The 24,092-nt window shown below is 61.8% G+C and carries 21 protein-coding genes; 8 read left to right on the top strand and 13 right to left on the bottom strand.

The genetic code is table 11. The annotated features are described in order from the left end of the window. The first annotated feature begins 24 nt into the window (after positions 1-24). The gene (locus AWT76_RS04375; protein WP_176699338.1) at positions 25-849 is read left to right on the top strand and encodes a YihY/virulence factor BrkB family protein; all 825 of its coding nucleotides are present in this window, start codon (positions 25-27) and stop codon (positions 847-849) included. Here the strand turns inward: AWT76_RS04375 and map are convergent. Continuing rightward, the gene (gene map / locus AWT76_RS04370) at positions 806-1,678 is read right to left on the bottom strand and encodes a type I methionyl aminopeptidase (protein WP_245638770.1); all 873 of its coding nucleotides are present in this window, start codon (positions 1,676-1,678) and stop codon (positions 806-808) included. The two genes, AWT76_RS04375 and map, sit on opposite strands and share 44 nt — an antisense overlap. Before the next feature lie 307 nt (positions 1,679-1,985). Here map and AWT76_RS04365 point away from each other — a divergent pair, with 307 nt between their 5' ends. The 3 genes from AWT76_RS04365 to AWT76_RS04355 all read left to right on the top strand — a co-directional run bounded on the left by AWT76_RS04365 (position 1,986) and on the right by AWT76_RS04355 (position 6,482). Next, positions 1,986-4,733: a PAS domain S-box protein gene (locus tag AWT76_RS04365; RefSeq protein ID WP_072245245.1), complete on the top strand. Its 2,748-nt coding sequence runs from the start codon at positions 1,986-1,988 to the stop codon at positions 4,731-4,733. 18 nt (positions 4,734-4,751) lie between these two features. Next, positions 4,752-5,387 (top strand): response regulator, encoded by a 636-nt coding sequence (locus AWT76_RS04360; RefSeq protein ID WP_072245243.1) that lies wholly within the window; start codon positions 4,752-4,754, stop codon positions 5,385-5,387. Positions 5,388-5,465: 78 nt separating this feature from the next. After that, the gene (locus AWT76_RS04355; RefSeq protein ID WP_072245242.1) at positions 5,466-6,482 is read left to right on the top strand and encodes a Hint domain-containing protein; all 1,017 of its coding nucleotides are present in this window, start codon (positions 5,466-5,468) and stop codon (positions 6,480-6,482) included. On the opposite strand, the gene AWT76_RS04350 is transcribed toward AWT76_RS04355, so the two are convergent. The 6 genes from AWT76_RS04350 to argH all read right to left on the bottom strand — a co-directional run bounded on the left by AWT76_RS04350 (position 6,448) and on the right by argH (position 13,041). Further along, a complete protein-coding gene (locus tag AWT76_RS04350) occupies positions 6,448-7,182 on the bottom strand; it encodes a hypothetical protein (protein WP_072245240.1) in 735 nt (244 codons plus the stop codon). The two genes, AWT76_RS04355 and AWT76_RS04350, sit on opposite strands and share 35 nt — an antisense overlap. Before the next feature lie 113 nt (positions 7,183-7,295). Beyond that, a complete protein-coding gene (locus AWT76_RS04345; RefSeq protein WP_072245238.1) occupies positions 7,296-9,827 on the bottom strand; it encodes a DUF4175 domain-containing protein in 2,532 nt (843 codons plus the stop codon). A gap of 21 nt (positions 9,828-9,848) precedes the next feature. Then, positions 9,849-11,120 (bottom strand): diaminopimelate decarboxylase, encoded by a 1,272-nt coding sequence (gene lysA / locus AWT76_RS04340; protein WP_072245235.1) that lies wholly within the window; start codon positions 11,118-11,120, stop codon positions 9,849-9,851. Positions 11,121-11,204: 84 nt separating this feature from the next. Further along, entirely contained in the window at positions 11,205-11,519 is a 315-nt protein-coding gene (locus AWT76_RS04335; RefSeq protein WP_072245233.1) for a DUF2834 domain-containing protein, read from the bottom strand. Beyond that, the gene (locus tag AWT76_RS16880; protein ID WP_176699337.1) at positions 11,516-11,653 is read right to left on the bottom strand and encodes a hypothetical protein; all 138 of its coding nucleotides are present in this window, start codon (positions 11,651-11,653) and stop codon (positions 11,516-11,518) included. Before AWT76_RS16880 ends, AWT76_RS04335 begins: the two co-directional genes overlap by 4 nt. After that, entirely contained in the window at positions 11,650-13,041 is a 1,392-nt protein-coding gene (argH, locus tag AWT76_RS04330) for an argininosuccinate lyase (protein WP_072245231.1), read from the bottom strand. Before argH ends, AWT76_RS16880 begins: the two co-directional genes overlap by 4 nt. A gap of 176 nt (positions 13,042-13,217) precedes the next feature. Here argH and AWT76_RS04325 point away from each other — a divergent pair, with 176 nt between their 5' ends. Together AWT76_RS04325 and AWT76_RS04320 are read left to right on the top strand one after the other, a co-directional pair. Next, positions 13,218-14,042 (top strand): EAL domain-containing protein, encoded by an 825-nt coding sequence (locus AWT76_RS04325; protein ID WP_072245229.1) that lies wholly within the window; start codon positions 13,218-13,220, stop codon positions 14,040-14,042. Positions 14,043-14,212: 170 nt separating this feature from the next. Continuing rightward, on the top strand, positions 14,213-14,638 hold the full coding sequence (locus tag AWT76_RS04320; RefSeq protein ID WP_072245227.1) for a universal stress protein: 426 nt from the start codon (positions 14,213-14,215) through the stop codon (positions 14,636-14,638). A 6-nt stretch (positions 14,639-14,644) separates the two neighbouring features. Here the strand turns inward: AWT76_RS04320 and AWT76_RS04315 are convergent, their stop codons facing one another. Together AWT76_RS04315 and AWT76_RS16875 are read right to left on the bottom strand one after the other, a co-directional pair. Next, a complete protein-coding gene (locus tag AWT76_RS04315; protein WP_072245226.1) occupies positions 14,645-15,604 on the bottom strand; it encodes a glycosyltransferase family 2 protein in 960 nt (319 codons plus the stop codon). Positions 15,605-15,675: 71 nt separating this feature from the next. After that, positions 15,676-15,852: a hypothetical protein gene (locus AWT76_RS16875; protein ID WP_176699336.1), complete on the bottom strand. Its 177-nt coding sequence runs from the start codon at positions 15,850-15,852 to the stop codon at positions 15,676-15,678. Positions 15,853-15,974: 122 nt separating this feature from the next. On the opposite strand from AWT76_RS16875, the gene leuB reads away from it, so the two are divergent. Next, the gene (gene leuB, locus AWT76_RS04310) at positions 15,975-17,081 is read left to right on the top strand and encodes a 3-isopropylmalate dehydrogenase (protein ID WP_072245224.1); all 1,107 of its coding nucleotides are present in this window, start codon (positions 15,975-15,977) and stop codon (positions 17,079-17,081) included. Between the two features lie 166 nt (positions 17,082-17,247). Then, positions 17,248-19,455, top strand: a complete 2,208-nt coding sequence (locus tag AWT76_RS04305; protein ID WP_072247435.1) for an NADP-dependent isocitrate dehydrogenase — start codon at positions 17,248-17,250, stop codon at positions 19,453-19,455. 135 nt (positions 19,456-19,590) lie between these two features. Here AWT76_RS04305 and AWT76_RS04300 read toward each other — a convergent pair whose 3' ends face one another. The 4 genes from AWT76_RS04300 to betA form a co-directional block, all read right to left on the bottom strand. Then, complete coding sequence (locus AWT76_RS04300) at positions 19,591-20,358, bottom strand: ABC transporter permease (RefSeq protein WP_072245222.1); 768 nt, start codon at positions 20,356-20,358, stop codon at positions 19,591-19,593. Further along, complete coding sequence (locus AWT76_RS04295; RefSeq protein WP_072245221.1) at positions 20,355-21,146, bottom strand: ABC transporter ATP-binding protein; 792 nt, start codon at positions 21,144-21,146, stop codon at positions 20,355-20,357. The genes AWT76_RS04300 and AWT76_RS04295 overlap by 4 nt, the downstream gene beginning before the upstream one ends. Positions 21,147-21,198: 52 nt before the next feature. Beyond that, entirely contained in the window at positions 21,199-22,203 is a 1,005-nt protein-coding gene (locus tag AWT76_RS04290) for an ABC transporter substrate-binding protein (protein ID WP_072245219.1), read from the bottom strand. A 129-nt stretch (positions 22,204-22,332) separates the two neighbouring features. After that, positions 22,333-23,970, bottom strand: a complete 1,638-nt coding sequence (betA, locus tag AWT76_RS04285; RefSeq protein ID WP_072247433.1) for a choline dehydrogenase — start codon at positions 23,968-23,970, stop codon at positions 22,333-22,335. Positions 23,971-24,092 lie beyond the last annotated feature (122 nt).

Raw genomic sequence — 24,092 nt, 5'->3', positions numbered from 1 at the left:
CCTGCCAATACAGCCCGATTTTTGGTGCAGCTTTACAAAACAAGCGACCAACGAAATATCGGGCTGATTGCGGCAGGTGTCGCATTCTTTGGGTTGCTGGCAATTTTTCCGGGGCTTGCCGCGTTGATTGCGGTCTTCGGTATTTTTGCGGACCCTTTGGTCATTCAAGACCAGTTGTCGCTATTGGCGGATTTGATGCCACCCGCGGCGCATACGCTCTTGTCCAATCAGGTGACGCGGCTTGTGTGGTCCGGCGATGGCACGCTGGGGCTGGCCAGCTTGGCATCGGTCTTGGTCGCGTTGTTCTTGGCGCGGCGCGGGGTAGATGCGTTGCTGAAGGGGCTGAACGCGGTCTATGGTGGCCGAAAACGCACCGGGCTTGCCCATGCCGTCGCGGTTCTGGTCATCACCTTGGGCATGGTGCTGGCCGGGGTTATCGCCCTTCTGGCCGTGCTGGTTTTGCCGATTGTGCTGACCTTCTTTCCCTTGGGCGGGACCGCCGGGTGGCTGGCCTTGCTTGGCCGCTGGGCCATTGCGCTAGGTATGCTGGCGCTTTGGCTTTGGGTGTTTTACCGCATCGGCCCCAATCGCCCGGCCAAGGTTTTATGGCCGGGGCTGGTGACGGCCTTGGTTCTATGGGTGACCGCCTCTGCTGGGTTTTCGCTCTATATCGGGAATTTTGGCAGCTACAATCAGGTATACGGGTCAATCGGGGCGGTCATCGCCCTGCTGACTTGGTTCTACCTGTCGGCCTATGTGGTGCTGCTGGGCGGCGTGGTCAACGCGCTTCTGGCAGAGACCGCGCCTAAGCCCATGTCGGATGAAACCGCCCCGCCGGAGACGTGGTGAATATCTCAACCCCGTCCTCGGTAACCCCGATGGAATGTTCGAACTGCGCCGAAAGTGACTTGTCGCGCGTTACCGCCGTCCAGTCATCCGACAGAACCCGTGTATCGGGCTTGCCAAGATTGACCATCGGTTCAATCGTGAAGAACATTCCCGGCTCCAGCACCGGGCCGCGCCCGGGGCGCCCGTAATGCAGCACATTGGGAGGCGCGTGGAACACCTGCCCCAGCCCGTGACCGCAGAAATCGCGCACCACCGACATGCGCTGGCTTTCGACATGGGCCTGAATCGCATGGCCGATATCGCCAAAGGTGTTGCCGGGGCGCACGGCATCAATGCCCATCATCAGCGCGTCATAGGTGACCTGTATCAGCTTTTCGGCGCGGGGTTTAAGCGCGCCTGCAACATACATGCGCGAGGAATCACCAAACCAGCCATCGACCACCACGGTAACGTCGATATTAAGGATATCGCCCTCGCGCAGCACGTCATCTGCGCGGCGCTTTTCCAGATCGCGCGAGATTGTTTCATCCTTGCCCAGCGGCACTGGCGCCCCCGGAATACCGTGGCAGACCACATGATTGACCGAGATACAGCTTGCGTGCTGGTATCCGCGATAGCCGATCGTGGCAGATATGGCCCCGGCAGAGCGAACCTGTTCTGTAATCAGACGGTCCAGCGCGCCCGTGGTCTGGCCGGGAAAGACATGCTCTGCCAAATCGTCAAGGATTCGTGCGGCCAGTTGCCCGGCCTTGCGCATACCCGCGAAATCCTCGGGGCGGTGCAGTCGAATCCCGTCGCGTGTGGTTGCGCCGTCAAATATGTCGCCCAAGAAGGCCTCCAGTCTTGCCATTGCGCCGCGCAAACTAATGCCGCTAAGCGCCAAACACCAGCCATCCTTCCCTGATTTCGGTCAGATATCAGCAGATGCGTGACTTACAGGCAAGCGCGCTTTAGAATGTGCGGGCGCGCCCTTAGACAGTTGACCTTGTAGCCCAATGCCACCCAATGACATGCAATCCAGCCAAGCGCCATCTCGCATGTCGGGCGACACTCTGAGGGTCGCGGCGCTGACGCGGGTATTTTCCCAAGCGGCAAAAGACCTTCAGCGCTGTGCCCCACTGGATTGTGACAGGGTATTGGACCGCGTTCTAGGCGATATCGGTCAGGCTTTGGCTGCCCAGCGCACCTATGTGTTCGAAGTTGTCGATGCCGTGTTCATCCGCAACACGCACGAATGGTGCGCAGCCGGTGTAAAACCGATGAAGCCGCATCTGCAATATGTGCCCTATTCTGTTGGCGCCGTGTTCTGGGAAAGATTTACCGAAGCCGGATCCATCCATATCGAGAACGTGGATGACCTGCTGCAAACCTCGGAATTGCGCCAGATTCTGGAAGAGCAAGATATCAAGGCCTTGATCGCCGCCCCGTTCTGGCAAAATGGCGAGATGTTCGGCTTCGTTGGTCTGGATTACACCCACGGTCCACACAGCTTTTCGCCAGAGTTCGACAATCTGATACGCGGATTCGCAGCACAGGTGGGAATGTTGCGCGCGCTTGCGCGCACCACCCGCGATCTGGTCCGGCACGAGGCCGACCTTGCCCGCGCGCGCGCGCAGCTTGGGGCCAGCGTCGCGGCACTGCCGGAATTGCTGGTCGAAACCGACCGCGACGGCATTATCGTGGGGTTCCAACAAAGCACGCCCCTGACATTCGCAGCCAGCCCGCAAGAGGTGATCGGACACCCGCCCGAAGCCGTCTTGCCAAACCATCTGGCCAACATCTGTCGCAAGGCGATGCGCGAGGTGGACCTGTTCGGATGGTCGCAATCGCACGGCTATTCGTTGGACACGCCGCTGGGGCCGAAATGGTTCACACTCTACGCAACACGGCGCGTTCTGGGCAGCGACACGATTGCGCAGAAATCCCCCGGCTACCTGTTCGTTGTGCGCGACGTGACCCATGCGCAGCGTCAGGATCAGCGTATCCGCCAGCTTGTGCGCGTCGCGGAATTGTCGACCAACCTTATCATGCTGACCAAGAAGGACCGTCATATCCATTGGCTGAATCCGGCCGCTGTAGAGCGCACCGGCTACAGCCTGCAAGACGCCGAAGGCCTGCGGCCCAGCGAGATTCTGCATCTGGACAAATCCGAACCCGATATCGTCGAAGAGCTTTGCCAAACACTGGACAACGGCTATCCGATTCACCGGGAACTGCGTGCGCAAACGATTGACGGAACCGAATACTGGCTGGACCTGAATGTGCAGCCGCTGCATGATGCCGACAGCGTGGTCGAAGGCTACATGGTCATCGGCGTTGACACGACCAGCCACAAACAAGCCGAAGCCCGCTTGTTGCAAGATCGCAGCATGGCCATGCGCGCCAGCCATGAAGGGATCGCGATTATCCGGCCGAACGGGCGATTGGCCTATGCCAACCCGGCGCTGCGCAGATTCTTGGGGATAGATCAGGGTGCGCGGCTTGCCGCGCTTATGTGGACCGACATTACCCCACCAAGTCTGACCGAGCGCATGACAGCTATTCTGCCGGTTTTGATGTCGGAAGGGGTCTGGGAAGGCGAATTTTCCCGCAGGACTTCAGATGACACAGCGCGCCATTTCCATCTTTCCCTGTCGGTTGAAAACGATGGCTCCACGCTGGCACTTATTCGGGACATCACGCGCCGCCATCGCGCAGAGCAGGACCGCGCGCAGCTGCACGAACAGTTGCAAAAGGCGCAGGCGCGCGAGCTGGGCGCGCAGCTTGCAGCCGGTTTGGCGCATGATTTCGCCAATGTGCTGGCCACGATCTCTGGCTCTGTCGACCAATTGGCACCGCAGGTCAAACCCAAGGCACTGCCGGTCATCGACCGTATCCGCAACGCCACGCAGCAAGCGCGTGAATTGGCGCGCAGCCTGACCCGGTTGGAAACCGCACGCCCAGAGGCGACATCGCAGGCGCTGGCGCCGATCCTGCGCCAAGCGGTCGATTTGCTGACACCCGGGCTGGAAGCGCCGGTTCAACTGGTTCTAGACATGCCCGATGACGCGCTGACCGTGCATGGCGACCGGATGGAACTGATGCAACTGGTGCTGAACCTGGCGCTGAACGCGCGCGATGCCTGCCGCGCCAGCCTAGAGCGTGATCCCGATCAGGCCGGCACGATCCATTTGCACGCGGCCCCTTGCCCAGAGAATGACCTGCCGCCGCATGTCGATCTTGGCCGCCTTCTGCCGGATATCCCTTATGCCCTGATTGAACTGCGCGATTGTGGCGATGGGATTCCGGACGAATTGCGCCATTCGTTGTTTGCCCCCTATGTCAGTTCAAAAGGTGATGCTGGCGCAGGGTTGGGCTTGGCCGTTGTCGCCAATATCGTGCAGACGCGCGGTGCGGCGCTGCGCTTGGTGCCCAATGCGCCAAAGGGCACCTGCGTGCAGGTGTTCTGGCCCTGCGCGCCGATAAAGGGGCTGGACCACCAAAGCACCCAGACACCGCTGGCGGGCACGAATGTTCTATTGGTCGATAATGACGACCTGTTGCTGCAAGATCTTGCAGCGATGCTGGTCCAAGCCGGCGCCGAGGTTGCAAGCTGTGTCGATCCCGCCGATGCGCTTGAAGCGGTCACATTGGCGCCAAATGACTGGGACATCGTGCTGACCGATTTCGACATGGATGGGATGTCTGGCAATGACTTGGCCGAAGCCATGCACACACAACGCGAGGATCTGCCGATCATCCTGATGACCGGGAACAACGAGTTGCATTTTGCAACAAAATCTGTGCAGACTGAGTTTGCTGCGACCCTACGCAAGCCAATTTGCCACACCGTCTTGATTTCGGTTCTGCTCGCCGCAAAATTAAGGTCTCAGCATCACATCTAACCGACGCGAAAGCTGACGATGCGACTGTTGATTGCAGATGACCACGAATTATTGCGCGATACCTTGCGCAGTTTCCTGCAGCAGCAGGATGATCTAGAGATCTGCACGGTCGGCGACTTGTCTCAGGCCGTGGCGCAGTTGGATGACGGGTGCCGGTATGATCTGATCCTTTTGGATTACACCATGCCGGGTATGAACGGTCTGGATGGCCTGCAATTGCTGCTGGAACGCCCCGACACGCCCCCGGTCGCGCTGATATCGGGAATCGCGAAATTTGAGGTGGCGTTGCAGGCCATTCAAATGGGCGCGCAGGGTTTCTTGCAAAAATCCATGCCCGCGCAATCGCTGCTAAACGCGATCCGTTTCATGGCGGCGGGCGAACGCTTTTTGCCGGTGGATGTGGCCCTTGCCGCCGCAACCGGCACGCTAAGAGTTGACGAAAGATCGGGTACCCGGCCCGACGTTAACCTGACATCGCGAGAAACAGAGGTGCTGGCGGCCCTGTGCTGCGGCCTGACCAACAAGGAAATCGCCCGCTCCATGAACCTGAGTGAGCCGACGATCAAATTGCATGTCAAGACGCTGTATCGCAGGCTGGGCGCGACCAACCGGACACAGGCGGCCATGATCGGGCGCAACATGGGCCTAAGTTAATCGAAACACTGGCTTGTGGTGCAAGTGACTGCTACACTTGCCGAAAGTCGCGGAAACAGCGACAGCGCAGAGGCAGACATGGCAGCACGAGCAGAGTTGCGCGGCGTTTACGCCGTGCCTTGGCATAATATAGAGATTGACGGCGCGTCGGGGCTGGACCCGCATTGGCTGCGTATCGGCGCAGAACTGCGTTGGCACGGAAGTGCGATGCGACTGGATGCGCGCAATGGCGTTCTGTCGCTGCACAGCCCCCACCAATGCACGCAGGGGCGGGCCCGTTCCATGGCAGAACGGTTGACCGGGCTGGCCCATCGCGACAGCCCAGAAGCGACGAGCGCAGAGGCACCGCAAAACGGGCTGTTGCTGACCGATGGGCACAGGCGCTACACGCTGCGCCTAATTGCGCAAGGGGGGAACTGGCTGGCGGTGTTCACCGATGGTCTGCCCTGCCCAAAAACGCCGCTTTGGGTGGTCGAAACGCGCCTGACGAATGCCCCCGCCCCAATGCAATCGGTGATTTGCTTCGCCTCTGACACGGTCATTGATACACCAAACGGCCCCTGCCCGATTGACCGGATCGCACAGGGCGACATGGTGCTGACGCGTGACAACGGCCCCCGCCCCGTGGTCTGGTCCGGACGCAGCGCCCTGTCGGGATCTGCCTTGCGCCGTCACCCGCATCTGCGCCCCATCCGCCTGCGCCGTAGCGCTTTGGGGGGCGTTCCAGACGAGGATTTGCGGGTCTCGCCAGAGCATCGGGTGCTGCTGACGGGACAGCGCGCGCAGGCATTGTTTGGCTGCGACGAGCTTTTGGTCCGGGCCGCCGACCTTGTCGATTATCGCAGTATTGCCCCCGATCCAGCCTTGCATGGTGTGGTCTATGTCCACCTTCTGCTGGAAGATCACCAAGTGCTGTTCGCCAATGGCTTGCCGTGCGAAAGCTTTCATCCCGGTCTGGCCGCACCTGACATGCTGCGCCATCACCGCGCCGATCTGCGCGCGGTCATGCCCGATATCGCGGATAGCCCAGATCGCTACGGTCCAACCGTCCGCCGGTGCCTTAATACCGCAGAGGCTGCACTGATGGCCGCGTAGCTGTCGCCGCCGCATAGGCGTCCAGCCAAAGCCCGTCGATCTGCGCAAGCGCGCCCGCGTCAAGCGGCGGGCCGTCCCAGTAACGGCCAGAGGGGCAGACAGCGTTCAGCGCCGTTTCTGCGGCAAGGGCTGCGGCTATGTGCGCGGTCGGATCATCTGGCAATCTGGTATTTTTCAAACCGACGGGGTCGACGCGCGGAAATGTCAGCGCGCTTGGCGCTTGCGACAGGTTGACCGTGGCACAACCGGCCTGCGCCGCCAGCAATTCCAGCCGCGCGGATTTTGCGCGCAGGTTTTGCAAGGTGGGGTCCGGGCGTAACGGGTCCGCCGTGCCTGTGCCGTAGAAATGCGTCTGGCCTTGGGAATAGACCATGTCGCAGCCCAGATAGGCCAGAACCTGCGGTCGTAACGCCCCCAAGGCCCAGTAGCCCGCGCTGAATGCCATGGTCGCGCCAGCATAGATAATCCCGCCAAAGCTGTTGTTATGCGGCACATATTCCGCCGAGCGCACAAGCGTTTGTCCGGCCTCCATTTTCGGTGGAAGGCGGTCCGGCGGGAAATCATCCGGGAACACAAGGTAGTCCCAGTCTGGCCGCACGGCCCAAGCATTGTTGATGGCCAAGACCCGGTCGAAATCTGCGCGCGGCCAGTCGCGGCAGGACAACACATTCGGTCCACTGCCAAGGATCAGAACGATCATTCGGTATCCTACATCTGCTGCCGCGTTATGCGCAGTGACGGGCTGTTTGATCCGCCACCATGGGCCTGCGCCATGACGGTTTCACGACGCGCAGCGCCAGAGATATAGCAAGATCAGAACCTGTCCAGCAAACGGCGAAGATAGTCGAGTTCTTCCTCTGGCCGGTCCAATTCGGCTGAACGGCGGCGCAATTCTTCCAACAGGTCGCGGGCGCGTTCATACACGTCATTTTCGGCCAGCATATCCTGCTCTGTGCCGGTCTCGCCGCCTTGGTTGCGCGCGCGGCCCAGTGGATCGCGGCCATCGCCATTGCCGGTTTCGGACGCGGAATCGCCTTCGGCCTGTTCGCGCTGGTCCTGCGTGGCCGCGTCATTCATGGCGCGCAACCCTTCGCGCATGGCTTCCATAGCGTCGGCCTGACGACTGAGCGCTTCGCCGCTATCGCCCCGCTCAAGTGCTTCTGCGGCCTCTTCCATGGCGCGCTGCGCGCGTTCCAGTTCGTCCAGCGCGGCGTCGCCTTCGGGCATCCCTTCGCCCGGTAGCGGTTGCAACTGCTGCTGGCGCAGGGCCTCTGCCAAGGCGCGCTGGCGGTCGGCCAGATCGCTTTGGCCGCCACCGTCTTCAGGCTGCTCTTCGGTGTCGCCCTCGCCCTGCCCATCCTGCGGCGCGCCCTCGTCACCGCGCCCCTGCTGCGGCTGGCCTTGCCCCGGCGTGCCGTCGCGGAAGTCATCTTGCAACTCGCCAAATGTGTCATCCGCCAAATCCTGCTGGTCGCGCAGGGTTTCACCCAGACCTTCCATCGCCTCGCCGCCGGGCATGGGGGGACCGTCGCCACCCTGCCCTTCGGCCACTTGCAGGTTTTCCAGCAGCGCGTTGAGCTGAGCCATCAGCTCTGCCGCTTCGTCCATGCGGCCTTCTTCCATCAGTTCCTGAATGCGGTCCATAAGCTCTTGGATCTGGTCTTGGGTGACCTCCATCTGCTCACCGCCCGGCTGCGGCTCTCCGCGCTCACGGGGCTGTTCGGCCAATTGCTGCATGTAGTCGCGCATGGCCTCGCGCATTTCATCCATCAATTCCTGAATCTCGGACGGGTCAGCGCCGTTGCGCATGGCTTCGTCCAGCCGTTCTTGGGCACGCTCCAGACGGGCGCGGGCATCGGCCAATTCGCCTTCTTCCAGCAAGATCGCCAAGTCCCAGAGCGCCTCTGCCAGATTGTCGCGTGTGGCGGCATCAAGACCGCCATCGTTTAAGCTGGCTTGCAGCAGATCGCGCGTTTCCATAAAGCGCGCCAAGCTTTCGGTGGACCGAAACGCATCTTGGGCGCGGTGCGATACCGCGCGCATCAGTTGCAGGCTGCGCGCGCCATTCTCGCGCGACCATAGCAGATCGCGCCGCATTTCGATCACAGCCGCCGCCATCGGGTCAAAAAACCGCCGCCCCGGCAAAATGACATGTGACTCGGCGCTCTGCCCGGTTTGGCCGCGCGCGTCCTCGACCCCCATGCGCAACACCACGGGCAGGTTGGCCCAAGGGTGCTGCGAGAAATCTTCGATGAACGCATCCTCAATCTCGTCGCGTGAACCAGAGGCGGGCAAAGGCAGATCAATTTCCAGTGTTTCGCGCGGTTCCGGGTCTGTGGCCAGCCCGAACCGGCGGTCGACTTCGTCCAAGTCCAGCGCGACGGTAATCTGGCCCGATGTTACGGCGTAGTCATCCTGCGCGCTGAAATCCTGCCGCATCAGCCCGCCACGTTCGCGCGCGGGCGCGCCGGCAAGGGTAACACGCGGGGCTTGATCGCTGAGCGTGGTAATTTCCCAGTCGCGTCCGGCCGGGCCACGCACGGACAGGCGGCCCGACGACTCTACGGTGAAATCCTGCGCCATGGCGGCGGGGTCTGGGTCGGTGCGGTCCGAAATACTTTCGACCACGCTCATCACCCCCGGCTGGCCGTAAAAGCGCACGGTCACAAGGCTGCCTTCGGGCAGTTGCAAGGTGGGGCGGTCGACCTCGTTCAGATACAGGCTGGGACGCCCGGTGTACCCCGGCGGTTGCACCCAAGCCTCCCATGACGGGCCAAGGGCGATGGCTTCTGCCCGGCCAGAAAGCTGCGCCATTTCCGCCAAGTCGGTCACGCGGGCGGGTGCCCCGAACAAGACCGCAACCGCCGCAGCCGTCGCGGCGATGAAGCGCAGACCGTAGCGGTCAAACCGGGCCAGCCGCAGATCGCCCGGCACGGCGCGCGCCTGATCCAACAGCCGCGACATGCGCGCCATATGTGCGGCCCACAGGGCTTGCGTGCCGGGGTCATCTTCCCCGATTGCAACCCTATCGGCCAAGGTGGTCAGGGGGCGCCCCGGAAGCGTCTGGTCCAGACGGCGCGCGGCTTGTGCGCGGGTCGGGATGCTAAGGCGCCACACCCCCCAGACAAAAGCTGCCAGCAACAATGCCAGTGCGCCCAGCCCGAATGCGGTGGACCAGCCACCGGACAACAACGTTTGAACGCCGAAGGCAAGCACTGCCCAAAGCAGCAGCGCGATGCTTAGAAATGGCCAAAAGGCCCGCGCCAGACGTTCCGCCCAAATCCCAACAAGCGTGCCACGCAATGCGCGGTCGAGCGTTGTGGTTTCGGCTTTGGTCTTGGCCATGCGCCCTCGCTTGCTGGCTGATCAGTCTGCCAGCCATGGCGGTAATGTATCGCGTGCAAGGATTTCGTCAAAGGTCGGGCGTGCCCGGATGACTGCGAATTGATCGCCATCGACCAAAACTTCGGGGATCAGGGGCCTTGTGTTGTATTCCGACGCCATGACCGCGCCATATGCACCCGCAGACCGAAACGCCACCAACGCGCCGGTGTCCAGCGGCGGCATGGAGCGCGCCTTGGCAAATGTGTCGCCCGATTCGCAGACTGGGCCGACAATATCGACCGGGCGTTGGTCGACCGCGGTTTGCGCTTCTTGCACCGGGACAATGTCGTGATGCGCGCCATACATGGCCGGTCGGATCAGATCGTTCATCGCGGCATCAAGGATCAGGAAATCCCGCCCCTCGCCCGCTTTGGTATAGATCACGGACGCCACCAAAAGCCCCGCATTCCCGGCGATCAATCGGCCCGGTTCGATCTCGATCTCGACATCCAGATCGCCCAGAACACGGCAAATCATGGCGCCGTAATCGGTGGGCAATGGCGGGGTTTCGTTGGACCGTGTGTAAGGAATACCAAGGCCGCCGCCCAAGTCCAGCCGTGTGATCGTGTGGCCATCCGCGCGCAGAGCGCGCGTCAGGTCCGCTATCTTGGTGAAAGCGTCCTCGAACGGGGCCAGATCGGTCAACTGGCTGCCGATATGCACATCCACGCCCACGACCTGAATGCCGGGCAGGCGGGCCGCTTCGGCGTAGATTTCGCGCGCGCGCGAAATCGGCACGCCGAACTTGTCTTCCTTGCGGCCCGTGGCGATTTTTTCGTGCGTCTTGGCATCCACATCGGGGTTCACGCGCAGCGCGATGGGCGCGGTCGCGCCCAAGCTTGCGGCCACATCGGACAGAACGCGCAGTTCTTCCAGCGATTCGACGTTGATCTGACGAATGCCGCCGGTCAGCACCAGCGCCATTTCCTCGCGGGTTTTGCCAACGCCGGAAAACACGATCCGCGCCCCCGGCACGCCAGCGGCTTTTGCCCGGCGGTATTCGCCGCCCGACACCACATCCATGCCCGCGCCCAGCCTCGCCAGCACACGCAACACCGCCACGTTCGACAATGCCTTGACTGCGAAACAGACAAGATGGTCCATGCCCGAAAGGGCCTCTTGGAACAGCTTGAAATGCCGGGTCAGTGTTGCGGTGGAATAGATGTAGAAGGGTGTTCCGACCTGCGCGGCGATCTCGGTCAGGGGCACGTCTTCGGCATGCAGAACACCGTCTTTATACAGGAAATGATCCATCTGGGGCTTTCAATCGGGCCGCGGGGGCATAGGGCTTGGGATGGACGCCCATCGCGGGCATCGTCTGGGCAAGATGAAAAGGGGTCAGTCCGGTTTCGAGCGCAGAAACAGATACAAGGGCAACCCGCAAGACACGCCAATGCAGAATGTGGCCGGTATGGCGACCAGCCCGATATAGCGTTTGCGCGCAACGCATTCGGCAATCACGAAAACCGTCAGTGCCACGGCGGCGATGGTCAGATCCCAGACCAGCCCAGAGGTCGCGGCATTGACATGCCAAGCATCGACCATGGCCATGATAGACCAGCCATTTTCCTGAAACCACGTCACAAACCAATACATCGGGTGGATCGCGCCCCAAATGGCAAGCGCAAGAAAGATCAGGCGCAACGGGGTCATAGCTCTGTCTGCACCCCGATCTTGACCTCGCCTGACATATGCAGGCCGGACTTGGGCTGTTCGGGCGCGGTTGGCAGGCCATCCGCCCCGCAAGCGGCCAAGATCAGCGCGAACGCGAAGGCGGCATATTTCATCCCAGAACCTCTTTCCAGCGGGCGATTTGTGCGCGCACATTGTCGGGCGCGGTGCCGCCATGGCTTGTGCGGCTGGCAACCGAGTTATGCACACCCAAGACAGAATAGACCGCCTGGGTGATTTCGCCATGCACTTTCTGCATCTCGTCCAAGGACAGGTCGGGCAGATCGCAGCCTTTGTCCTCGGCCAGCTTTACAAGGCTGCCGGTGACATGATGCGCGTCGCGGAAGGGCAGGTTCAATTCGCGCACCAGCCAATCGGCAAGGTCCGTCGCGGTCGAAAAGCCCGACGCGGCAGCCGCTTCCAGCGCCGCGCGATTCGCGGTCAGGTCGCTGACCATGCCCTCCATTGCCGCCAAGCCAAGCGCAAGCGTGTCGGCGGCATCGAACACCTGTTCTTTGTCTTCCTGCATGTCCTTGGAATAGGTCAGCGGCAGGCCCTTCATGACCGTGAACAGCGCCACCGTCGCGCCCAGAATGCGCCCCAGCTTGGCGCGCAATAGTTCCGCCGCATCCGGGTTGCGCTTTTGCGGCATGATGCTGGACCCGGTCGAGAAACGGTCCGACATGCGCACAAACCGGAACTGGGCAGAGGACCAGATCACCAATTCCTCGGCGAAGCGCGACAGATGCATCGCGCAGATGCTGGCTGCCGACAGGTATTCCAGCGCGAAATCACGGTCCGACACCGAATCCAGCGAATTTGCCGTGGGCCGGTCAAATCCCAAGGCGGCGGCGGTCATGTGGCGGTCAATTGGAAAGGACGTGCCTGCCAGTGCCGCCGCACCCAAGGGGCATTCGTTCATACGCGCGCGCGCGTCGGCAAAGCGCGACCGGTCGCGGGCGAACATTTCCACATAGGCCAGCATGTGGTGTCCCCATGTCACGGGCTGCGCGGTTTGCAGATGGGTGAAACCGGGCATGACCCAATCCGCCCCTGCCTCTGCTTGGGCAAGGAATGCGCGCATCAGCGCGTCCAGCCCGGCGATGGCCACGTCGCATTGGTCGCGCACCCACATGCGGAAATCCACCGCCACTTGGTCGTTGCGCGACCGTGCCGTGTGCAACCGGCCAGCGGCAGGGCCGATAATGTCGCGCAGGCGCGCTTCGACATTCATGTGAATATCTTCCAGCGCGGTCGAGAAGGCGAAATCACCCGCCTCTATCTCTGCCAGAACTTGCGTCAGGCCCGCATCAATGGCGGCGGCGTCCTCTGAGGTCAGGATGCCTTTCGCGGCCAGCATCGCAGCATGGGCGCGCGAGCCGGCGATATCCTGCGGCGCCAAACGCTTATCATACCCGATAGAGGCATTTATCGCCTCCATAATCGCGTCGGGACCGGCGGAAAACCGACCGCCCCACATGGCATTGGCAGATTTTGCAGACATGCGCGCGCCCCTTTCGCTGTTACACCCCGGCTATAGCCAAGGCACGCGCCCTTGGCAATGAAGCCGCCTGTTCGGCACGCATGCGCAAAGTACAAAGACTTTTAGCGAACATTATGCGTTTAACTTCCGATTAAGCCGCGTCGGGAATAACTGAGTCATAACCGCCGGAGAGTTCCATGCATTTTGAAGATACGCCGCAAAGAGCGTCGCCCCTGAGCGTAGCAGCCGATGAGAAAACGCGCGATGCCATTTTGCTTGTGCGCGAGGCGCTGCGTGACCGGCGCGCAATGCTTGCATTTCAACCTGTGGTGCAAGCGCGCATGCCCAAACGGGCCGCCTTTTATGAAGGGCTGATCCGGATCATGGACCCAAGCGGGCGTATCATTCCTGCCGCAGATTTCATCGGCGCGGTGGAAACCCGCGAACTGGGCCGCAAGATTGACTGTCTTGCCCTTGAAATGGGATTGGACACGCTGGCCGCCGAACCCGGCATCCGGCTGTCCATCAACATGTCGGCACGGTCCATCGGCTATCCGGAATGGCTGGCGGCGCTTGAACGCGGGCTGCGCCATGATCCCAGCATCGCCGAACGGCTGATCCTTGAAATCACCGAATCCTCTGCCATGGAAATGCCGGAACTGGTGATCGATTTCATGGCCGACATGCAAGAACGCGGCATCTGCTTTGCACTGGATGATTTCGGCGCGGGATATACCGCCTTTCGCTACCTTAAGGATTTCTATTTCGACATCATCAAGATCGACGGCGCATTCATTCGCGGCATTGGCACCAACCCCGACAACCAGGTTCTGACCCAGGCTTTGGTGTCGATTGCCCGACATTTCGACATGTTTACCGTCGCCGAATCCGTGGAAACACAGGAAGATGCGCGCCTGCTGGTCGAAATGGGGGTAGATTGCCTGCAAGGGTATTTCTTCGGTGCACCCTCCGTATCCGAGCCTTGGAAAACGTCTCAGCTCAAATCGCGTGGGGCAGGCTAAGGGCCGCACAGATCGAGGTTTGCGCGGCAACACCCCGGTGGACAGGGTCGAACGACCTGCGGCCATAGCGGCGGGTCACAAGCCACGCTGTTGCATGCGGCATGACAAATCTCTTGAATTCCGGCCGCTGAACGTGTCCATTTGTGGCCTACACCACGAAGGGGCCCCTCATGGCGACCAAAATTTTGCTGCCCATCGACCTGTCTTCGCCCGCATCTTGGGTCAAACCGATGGCCGAGGCGCAGAAAATGCTTGTCGGGGGCGGCGCCTTGCATGTCGTCAGTGTCTTGCCGGATTTCGGCATGTCGATGGTGGGCACCTTCTTCAAGGCCGGGTTCGAGCAAACCGCGCTGCACCAGTTTGGTGAAGCCTTGCGCAAATGGGTCGCGCAAAATGTGCCCGGCAGCATAGACGTGCATCCGCATGTCTTGCACGGAAACATTTATGATGAAATCCTTCGCGCGGCGGATGAGCTGGATGTTGATGTCATCGTAATGGCCGCCCACCGGCCAGAGGCCAGCGATTACCTGCTTGGACCGAACGTGGCGCGCGTTGTCCGCCATGCCAAGCAATCGGTCTATGTCGTCCGCGACTGAGAGCGCCTATTTGTATTCGATCAGCTTTCGCCTGCGCCCGGCCGCGCGGGCACGCCAATAGCTGGCCATACCCATCGCTTCGGCGAATTTGCTAAGCATCAGCAACCCGGCCACATGCGCGGCGCGACCCGCGCCCAAACCCTGCGCGCGAAACCCGCGCCATTGCCGCAGAACCGAGAGTGCGTATAGCGCAGCCACGGCAAGTGTTATGGGCCACCAGAACACCAACCCAAGCGCCGCGATCACCGGCAACACGCCGCCCCACAGCAGGGCGCGCCGTCTTTGGCCAACCGCCGCACCGTGCAGCACCCCAAGTTCAGCATAGCTGTGCCCGGCACGCAGGCTGCGGCGCCACCACGGGCGCAGCGACAACAGCCGCGCATCGTGTTCGGTCATGCGCGTGTCAATGCACCATGTCTGCCATCCGGCAGATTGCATCCTGTGGCACATATCGTCATCTTCGCCGGCGATCAGGTCCTCGTTATACCCGCCGATTGCGCGCAAGGCATCCGCGCGCACCATTAGGCAGCCCGCGCAAAACGTGTTCGGCCCAAGCGGTTTGTTCCATTCCCAATCGGTCATCCAGTTATAGACCGATGCATCGGGCGCAGCTTCAAACTGGCGGCCAAAGACCAGCCCGGCTTTGGAATGGGCGTGCAGATGCGACAGCGCCTGCATGGGCCAGTCCGGTTGCAGAATGCAATCGCCATCAATGAACTGCACGAATTCGGCATCGGGCAGCGCGGCAAGCCCCGTGTTACGCCCGCGCGCGGCGGTGAAGGGGCGGCTTGCGTCCAGCTCTATGACGGTCACACCCAGATCGCGCGCGGCCCGCGCCGACCCGTCATGCGAGCCGCTGTCGACATAGACAACCCGCCGCGCCACGGCCTGCGCGGCTGCCAATGCGCGCAGTAGCCGCGCGCCTTCATTGCGGCCAATGACAACCGCGTCGAATGCCTTATCCATGCAAGGGCCTATGCTGTGCCTAGCGCCTGTCCCCAAGGCTTAGCAGAAATCCCGGCCCCTGCCAGCGCCGGTTAGCCTGCGTGGCGCGCAATGCGCAGATAGGCAGGCAGACGCGCCACAGCTTTCAGCCTTGGGCGGCGGCTTAGCTCTGGGTGCACCGGCCCCATGGATGCGCGCGCAATGCGCACAAACCGCGCCAAGCGTTCGCTGCCGCGGTCGCGCGGCTGGTCGATCAGGTGTTTTGACATGGCTCTCCTCCCCGTGTCGGACGGCAAGTCTAGCATAAAGGGCGCTTTTTCCCAATCCCGCCCGACTTGACGCCCCCGCGCCTTGAGGCTAGCGACAAGCAATCACATCAGAGGAGACGCCCATGACCACCCCTTCCCTGCTTATCCTGCCCGGCGACGGCATTGGCCCAGAGGTCATGGCGGAAGTCCGCAAGATCATTGACTGGATGGGCGCCAAACGCGGGCTGAATTTTGATGTTACCGAGGATTTGGTCGGTGGCGCGGCCTATGACAAGCACGGCACCCCCTTGCATGACGACACCATGGCCAAGGCGCAAGAGGTGGACGCGGTGCTGCTGGGCGCGGTGGGCGGCCCGAAATACGATGTGCTGGATTTCAGCGTGAAGCCCGAACGCGGCCTGCTGCGCCTGCGCAAGGAAATGGACCTTTACGCCAACCTGCGCCCCGCCCAATGCTTTGATGCGCTGTCAGATTTCAGCAGCCTGAAGAAAGAGGTCGTGGCCGGTCTGGACATCATGATTATCCGCGAATTGACCAGCGGTGTCTACTTCGGCGAACCACGCGGCATTCATAAAGAAGGCAATGAACGCGTCGGCATCAACACCCAGCGCTATACCGAATCGGAAATCGCCCGCGTGGCGCGCTCGGCCTTCGAAATGGCGCGTAAGCGCGGCAACAAGGTCTGTTCCATGGAAAAGGCCAATGTCATGGAATCGGGCATTCTGTGGCGCGACGTGGTGCAGGAAATTCACGATGCGGAATACCCGGATGTGGAACTGAGCCACATGTATGCCGATGCTGGTGCCATGCAGCTAACCCGCTGGCCCAAGCAATTCGACGTAATCGTGACCGACAACCTGTTCGGCGATCTGCTGTCGGATCTGGCCGCCATGCTGACCGGCAGCCTTGGGATGCTGCCTTCGGCCAGCCTTGGCGCGCCGATGGCAAACGGTCGCCCGAAGGCGCTGTATGAGCCGGTGCATGGCTCTGCCCCCGATATTGCAGGCCAAGGCAAGGCGAACCCGATTGCCTGTATCCTCAGCTTTGCCATGGCGCTGCGCTACAGCTTCGATCTGGGTGAGGAAGCAACCCGCGTCGAACAGGCGGTCGAGAAGGTTCTGGCCGATGGCGTGCGCACGGCAGACCTGATGGGCCCCGAAGGCGGTGTGCCCGTGTCGACATCCGGCATGGGCGACGCGATTATCGCGGCGCTGGACGCAAGCCTGTAAACACCCGTCACCGACCACGGCCCCGGCGCTCCCCGCCGGGGCTTTTTGCTGCGCTGCCGAAAATCCACAATGCGGTGCAGAAATCTAGACGGTATACCATTGTGCACTGTTTACGGCGGGCGCAAAACAGCTTATGGTGGCCCCAAATTTCCAAGAGGGGCCAGACATGACCGACAAGACCATTCCCGACATCATCTACACCAAGGTGGATGAAGCGCCAGAGCTTGCCTCGGCTTCGCTGCTGCCGATCATCCAGCGGTTCGCCAGCGCCGCAGGCGTCAGCGTCGGCACCAAGGATATTTCGCTGGCTGGCCGCATTCTGGCGACCTTCCCCGATTTCCTGACCGAAGAGCAGCGCATCAGCGACGATCTGGCCGAACTGGGCGAGCTGGTGAAAACGCCAGAAGCGAATGTCATCAAGCTGCCGAACATCTCTGCCTCTGTCCCGCAGCTTGTAGCCGCAGTGCGCGAGTTGCAGGCCCAAGGCTACGCCCTGCCCGACTATCCAGAAACCCCCGCGACCGATGCCGAAAAAGAGATCCGCGCGCGCTATGACACGATCAAAGGATCTGCGGTCAACCCGGTGCTGCGCGAAGGAAACTCGGACCGCCGCGCCGCAAGCGCTGTCAAGAAATTCGCCCAAGCCAACCCGCACCGCATGGGCGCGTGGTCCAAGGACAGCAAAACCCGCGTTGCGACCATGGGCGCAGGCGATTTCTTCAGCAATGAGCGCTCTGCCACGCTGGCACAGCCTGCGATTGCGACCATTGACCATATCGCCCCCGATGGCACGCAGACCGTGCTGAAAGACGCGGTCAGCTACCCCGCTGGCACAGTGGTGGACGCGACCTTCATGTCGGCCAAAGCCCTTGGCGCATTTCTGGCCGCCGAGATTGAGAATACCAAAGCCGAAGGCACGCTGTTTTCGTTGCACATGAAGGCCACGATGATGAAGGTCAGCGACCCGATCATTTTTGGCCACGCGGTCAAAGCATGGCTGGCCCCGGTGTTCGAGCAATTCGACGATGATATGGCCGCTTTGGGCGTGAACCCCAATTCCGGCCTTGGCGACCTGCTGGCCCGCGTCAAGGACCGCGCCGATATCATGGCCGCGATCGACGCCTGCAATGCTGCGCGCCCACCCATGTATATGGTCGATAGCGACCGCGGCATCACCAACCTGCATGTGCCGTCGGACGTGATTATCGACGCGTCCATGCCCGCGCTGATCCGCAGTGGCGGCAAGGGTTGGGGACCGGACGGGGCAGAGCATGACGCAAATTGCGTGATCCCCGACAGCTCTTACGCGCCCGTCTATGATGAGACGATCCGCTTCTTCAAGGAAAATGGCGCGCTAAACCCGGCCACGGCTGGCACGGTCCAGAACATTGGCCTGATGGCTCAGAAAGCCGAAGAATACGGCAGCCACCCAACCACGTTCGAGATCCCAGCCAACGGCGTGGTGCGCATGGTGCTGGATGACGGCACGGTGCTGCATGAACACGAGGTCGAGAAGGGCGATATCTGGCGCTCTGCCAGCGCGCGCAAAGCGCCCATCGAGGATTGGGTAAACCTTGCCATCGCACGGCAGGCAGAGACCGGCTATCGCGCGATCTTCTGGCTGGATGCGACCCGCGCGCATGATGCAGAGCTGATCAAGCTGGTAAAGCCGATCCTTGCGGCCAAGGGCGTGGCCGACAAGTTCGAAATCATGGCCCCGCGCGCGGCCACCCGCGCCAGCCTTGAGACGATCACCAAGGGCGAGAACACCATCGCCATTACCGGCAACGTGCTGCGCGACTACCTGACCGACCTGTTCCCGATTCTGGAACTGGCGACCAGCGCCAAGATGCTGTCCATCGTCAAGCTGATGCAAGGCGGCGGGCTGTTTGAAACCGGCGCGGGCGGCTCTGCGCCCAAGCATGTGCAGCAGTTGCAGGGCGAAAACCACCTGCGTTGGGACAGTCTTGGCGAATTCTGCGCGCTGGGGGAATCGTTCAAGTTCCTAGCCGATGCCAAGGGCAACGCGAAAGCGCGGGTCTTGGGCAACGCGGTGGAAGTGGCGACGCAAGGCGTGCTGGACAATGACCGCTCGCCCGGTCGCAAGGCAGGCCAACCTGACAACCGCGACAGCCATTACTGGTTCGCGCGCTACTGGGCCGAAGCCTTGGCCGCGCAATCGGACGATGCCGACTTGGCCGCGCATTTCGCGCCCATCGCGGCAGAGCTGGCCGCACAAGAAGCCACCATTCTGGCCGAATTGCACGCGGGCCGGGGACAGGCGGTCGATACGGGCGGCTATTACCACAATGACCCGGTCAAAACAGCAGCGATCATGCGCCCCTCGGCCACGTTGAACGCGATCATCGGCTGATTTGCCGGTATGACCAAACGGAAAAAAGGCGGGCTTGGTGCCCGCCTTTTTGCGTGATGCTGGGGTTGAGGGGCGCTGCCCCTCTGGGGCCTGTCGGCCCCATTCACCCCGGGATATTTGGGCAAGGATGAAAGACTAGCCGGGGGCGCGTTCCGCCCAGCCGGCGAAGATTTTTTCCAGCGCAACCACGATGTAGTAGAGCACGATCCCCAGAAAGGCCAAGGCAATGAGCACCGCGAACATGAGCGGGAAGTCGGAATTGGTGCGCCCGCTATCGAACAATGCGCCCAAGCCGCGCCCATGCGGGCTGACGATTTCCATCAGGTTGGTGCCGATGAAGGCCAGTGTGACCGCAACTTTCAACGCACCGAAGAATTCGGGCAGGGTTTTGGGAAGCGCGATTTTCCAGAAGATCGTGGCTTGTGAAGCGCCCAAGCTACGCAGGATGTCGCGGTATTCAGGCTCCAGCGTGGATAGGCCAATGCTGACCGACACCGCGATCGGGAAAAACGAGATGATGAAGGCCAAAAGCACCGTGTTGAAATCGTGCTGGCCCACGAACATGAGCGCCACGATGGGCACGACTGTCGCCTTGGGGATGGCGTTGAAGCCCACCAGCAGCGGATAAAGCGCGTCGCGCATGATGCGCGAAAAGCCCATGATCATGCCCAGAAACGTACCGAAGATAACCGCCAGAAGCAGCCCAAGGATGGTGCGCCAGAGCGTCTGCCAACCCATGGTCAGGAACAGATCCCAATGGCGGATATAGGCTGCGGGCAGATCGGATGGCGCGGCCATTTTGAAAGTGGGCCAGCCATTGACCCAGACAAGCCATTCCCAAAACGCCAAGAACACCACCACCGCGATCAGCGGGACCGCAAAGGCTTGGACATGCTTGTTCATGCGGCACCTTCCGTGGTGCGGCCTTGGGCGACCTGAATCTGGTGGCGCAGGATATTCAACTGTTCTGCGGCTTCGGGGGTATAAAGATCGTCCAGCGTTGGTGTGCGATTGCGCGGAATATCCAGCACATATTGCGTGCGCGCGGGGCGGCCCGACAGCACCACGACCTGATCGGCCAGAAAGATCGACTCGCGCAGGTCATGGGTAATCAGCACGCCGGTAAAGGGTTCGCGTTCCTTCACCTTGTGCATGGTTTGCCACAGATCTTCGCGGGTGAACGCGTCCAGCGCGCCGAAGGGTTCATCGAGGATCAGCACCTCTGGCTGGTGAATGAGCGCGCGGCACAGGCTGGCGCGTTGGCGCATACCGCCGGACAGTTCCGAGGGGCGTTTGTCCTCGAAGCCCTCCAGACCGACCAGCGACAGCAGGAAGCGCGCGCGGTCTTCGGCTTCGCGTTTGGAGAGTTTCGAAGGCACGATCTCCAAGGGCAGAAGCACGTTTTTCAGGATAGAGCGCCATTCGAGCAAAACCGGGTTTTGGAATGCCATGCCCACGGTCGAACGCGGGCCTTTCACGCGCTCGCCATGCAGCCAGACCTCGCCGTGGTCGGGTTTCATCAGCCCCGCGATCAGGCGCGTAAGCGTGGATTTGCCACAGCCAGACGGGCCGACCACGGCAACAAAACCGCCTTCGGGCACGGCAATTTCCAGCCCGTCCAGCACCGGAAGCGGCCCGGCATCGGTGCGGTAAGCGTGGCGCACGCCCTTGATTTCGATCAGGTTTTTCATTCATCCACCGTGCAGAAAGGGCCGGTGCGTGCAGCACCGGCCCCAAAGCCCATCAATCCAGCTTGAACCCGCCTTCGGGCAGGTAAGCATCGGTAAAATAAAGGCTTGCATCCGGTGTGGTCTGATACTCATAGGTCAGCGCTATCTGATCTATCGCATTGGCGAAACGGTCATCGTCGATCAGGCCCAAGCCATTCGCTTTGACAGCATCCGTCACGATATTGGCCTCTAGCGCCAATTCCAGACGGCGCAGTTCCAACTCACCATCCATCGCCGGGTTGCGGCTGGCCAAGCTTTCGATGGCTGCTTCCGGATCGGCAATCGTGTCGACCACCCCTCTGGCGACAGCATCCAAGAACCCTTTCACAGCGTCAGGGTTGGCCGCCGCAAAATCGGTATTCACGATAATGACGTTGCCATACAGATCCACGCCGTGATCTGCCATAAGGATGACCGAAACGTCATCCTCTGGCACACCTAGACGCACGGTGTTCAGAAAGGACGTAAAGCTGAAACCGGTTACAGCCGCGACGGTGCCTTCGGCCAGGGACGGCTCGCGCGTCGGGAAGCCTACAGGCTCGATGGTTACGCTATTCGCGTCAATCCCCGTCTCTGACACGAAGATCGGCCATTGCGCCCAAGCGCCATCGGGGGGCGGTGCGCCCAGAACCTTGCCTTCCAAGTCGGACGGGGCTTCTACGCCCAGCGACTTGCGGCCGACGATGGCGAAAGGCGGCTTGTCATAGACCATCATTGCGCCAATGACGGGCGCGCCGGGGTTTTGGTCCAGAAATTTGATAAGGCTGTTCATATCGGCAAAACCGACCGGGAATGCGCCGGTGGCCACTTTCGGAATCGCGTCTAGGCTGCCTTGGCCTGCGGTGACCTCTACCTCCAGCCCGGCATCGGCGAAATAGCCCTTGTCGATAGCCACGAAATAAGGGGCTGACGGCCCCTCGAAACGCCAATCCAGCGCGAAGGGCATAGAGGTTTGCGCCTGCGCGGTGGCAGCCAAAAGGCCAAAACCGAAGGCGGCGGAGATGGATTTGTAGAACATGGACACTCTCCTGTCGGAATCTTGATAACGCAACAGCGCATGCGCCGCGGGGCTTCGCAAGTCTGATGCCTGCGCTTGGCCCAGCGAATGCCCAAGCCTTAGGCAGATACAAAAGTTATGCAAGAAATTTCAGCGCTGTGCCTGTGCCCAATCCGGGTGCAACCACGGTTCCAGATTCATCGGCGGCAGGCTGCGGCCCAGAATATGGTCGGCAATCTTCTCACCCACCATGATGGAAGGCGCGTTCAAATTGCCGTTCGGGATGCGCGGAAAGATTGAACTGTCAGCCACGCGCAGCCCCTCCACCCCGATCACGCGGCCCTCCGGGTCCACCACCGCCAAGGGATCGTCGCGCCGCCCCATCCGCGCCGTGCCGCAGGGGTGATAGGCGCTTTCCACATGGTTGCGGATAAATTCATCCAGCGCGGCATCGTCCCGGACACCCGCACCCGGCTGGATTTCGTGCTTCATAAAGGGCGCGAAGGCTGCCTGCCCCATGATCTCGCGCGTCAGGCGGATGCAGCGGCGAAAATCTTCCCAATCCTGCGCCGTGCTCATGTAGTTGAAGCAGATGCGCGGCGCATCTTCCGGGCGGGGGCTGGCCAGTTTCACCCAGCCCCGGCTGGGCGAACGCATGGGGCCGACATGGGTCTGGAACCCGTGCCCCTCTGCCACCGCCTTGCCATCATAGCGCACGGCAATGGGCAGGAAATGATACTGAATGTCGGGGTAGTCCACGCCAGCGCGCGAGCGGATGAAGGCGCAGGCTTCGAACTGGTTCGACGCGCCGGGGCCTTTGCGTGCCAGCAACCATTGCGCCCCGACCCAAGCCTTGCCCGGCAGGTTCCAATATTTGAACAGCGTGATCGGCTGGCTGGCGGCGTATTGCAGATACAGTTCCAGATGGTCTTGCAGGTTCTGCCCCACGCCTGCGCGGTCGGCGCGCGGTGTGATCCCATGCTCTGCCAAATGCGCGGCGGGGCCGATGCCCGACAGCATCAGCAATTTCGGCGTGTTCAGGCTGCTGGCCGCCAGCACGACCTCTGCATTTGCGTGGCAGATGCGCCCGCCTTGCAAAGCCACGCCGGTGGCGCGATTGGCCGCGTCAAACACCACGCGCGCGGCCAGACCGCGCACCACACGCACCCGCCCCGTGGCCATCGCAGGGCGCAAATAGGCGCGCGCGGCGGACCAGCGCTGGCCCGCGTGGATCGTCGCCTCCATCGCGCCGAACCCTTCCTGCTGCGCGCCGTTGTAATCCTCGGTCACCGGGTAGCCCGCCTGCCGCCCCGCTTCGACAAAGGCCGCGAATAGCGGGTTCTCGCGCTTGCCGCGCGACACATGCAGCGGCCCGCCCTGCCCGCGCCACGGGCTTGCGCCCGGCTGCCAATTCTCCATCCGGCGGAAATAGGGCAGCACATCGGCAAAGCGCCAGCCATCGGCCCCCTGATCGGCCCAATGGTCGAAATCGCGGGCATGGCCGCGCACATAGACCATGCCATTGATGCTGCTGGACCCGCCCAGCACCCGCCCCCGCGGGCAGGCCAGCCGCCGTCCGCCCAAATGCGGCTCCGGCTCTGTCTGGTAGCCCCAGTCATAGCGGGCCATGTTCATTGGGTAAGACAGCGCACCCGGCATCTGGATGAACGGCCCGGCATCCGACCCGCCCGCTTCCACCACGATCACCGAATGGCCCGCTTCGGCCAGCCGATACGCCACTGCGCAACCGCCCGACCCTGCGCCCACAACCACATAATCCGCCTGCATCATTCTTGGCTCCAAAGCGGGACAGGCCGGGTCAAGGATCGCGCCAGCGACCGCGCGAAACGCGCGGCTTGTCCTTGACGCGGCCTGACCCGCGATACACTCGATATGGCGCGTTCAGGGCA

It is taken from the genome of Roseibaca calidilacus (assembly GCF_001517585.1).
In the GTDB taxonomy this organism is placed as follows: Bacteria; Pseudomonadota; Alphaproteobacteria; order Rhodobacterales; family Rhodobacteraceae; genus Roseinatronobacter; species Roseinatronobacter calidilacus.
This window is presented reverse-complemented; position numbering and strand designations above follow the sequence as displayed.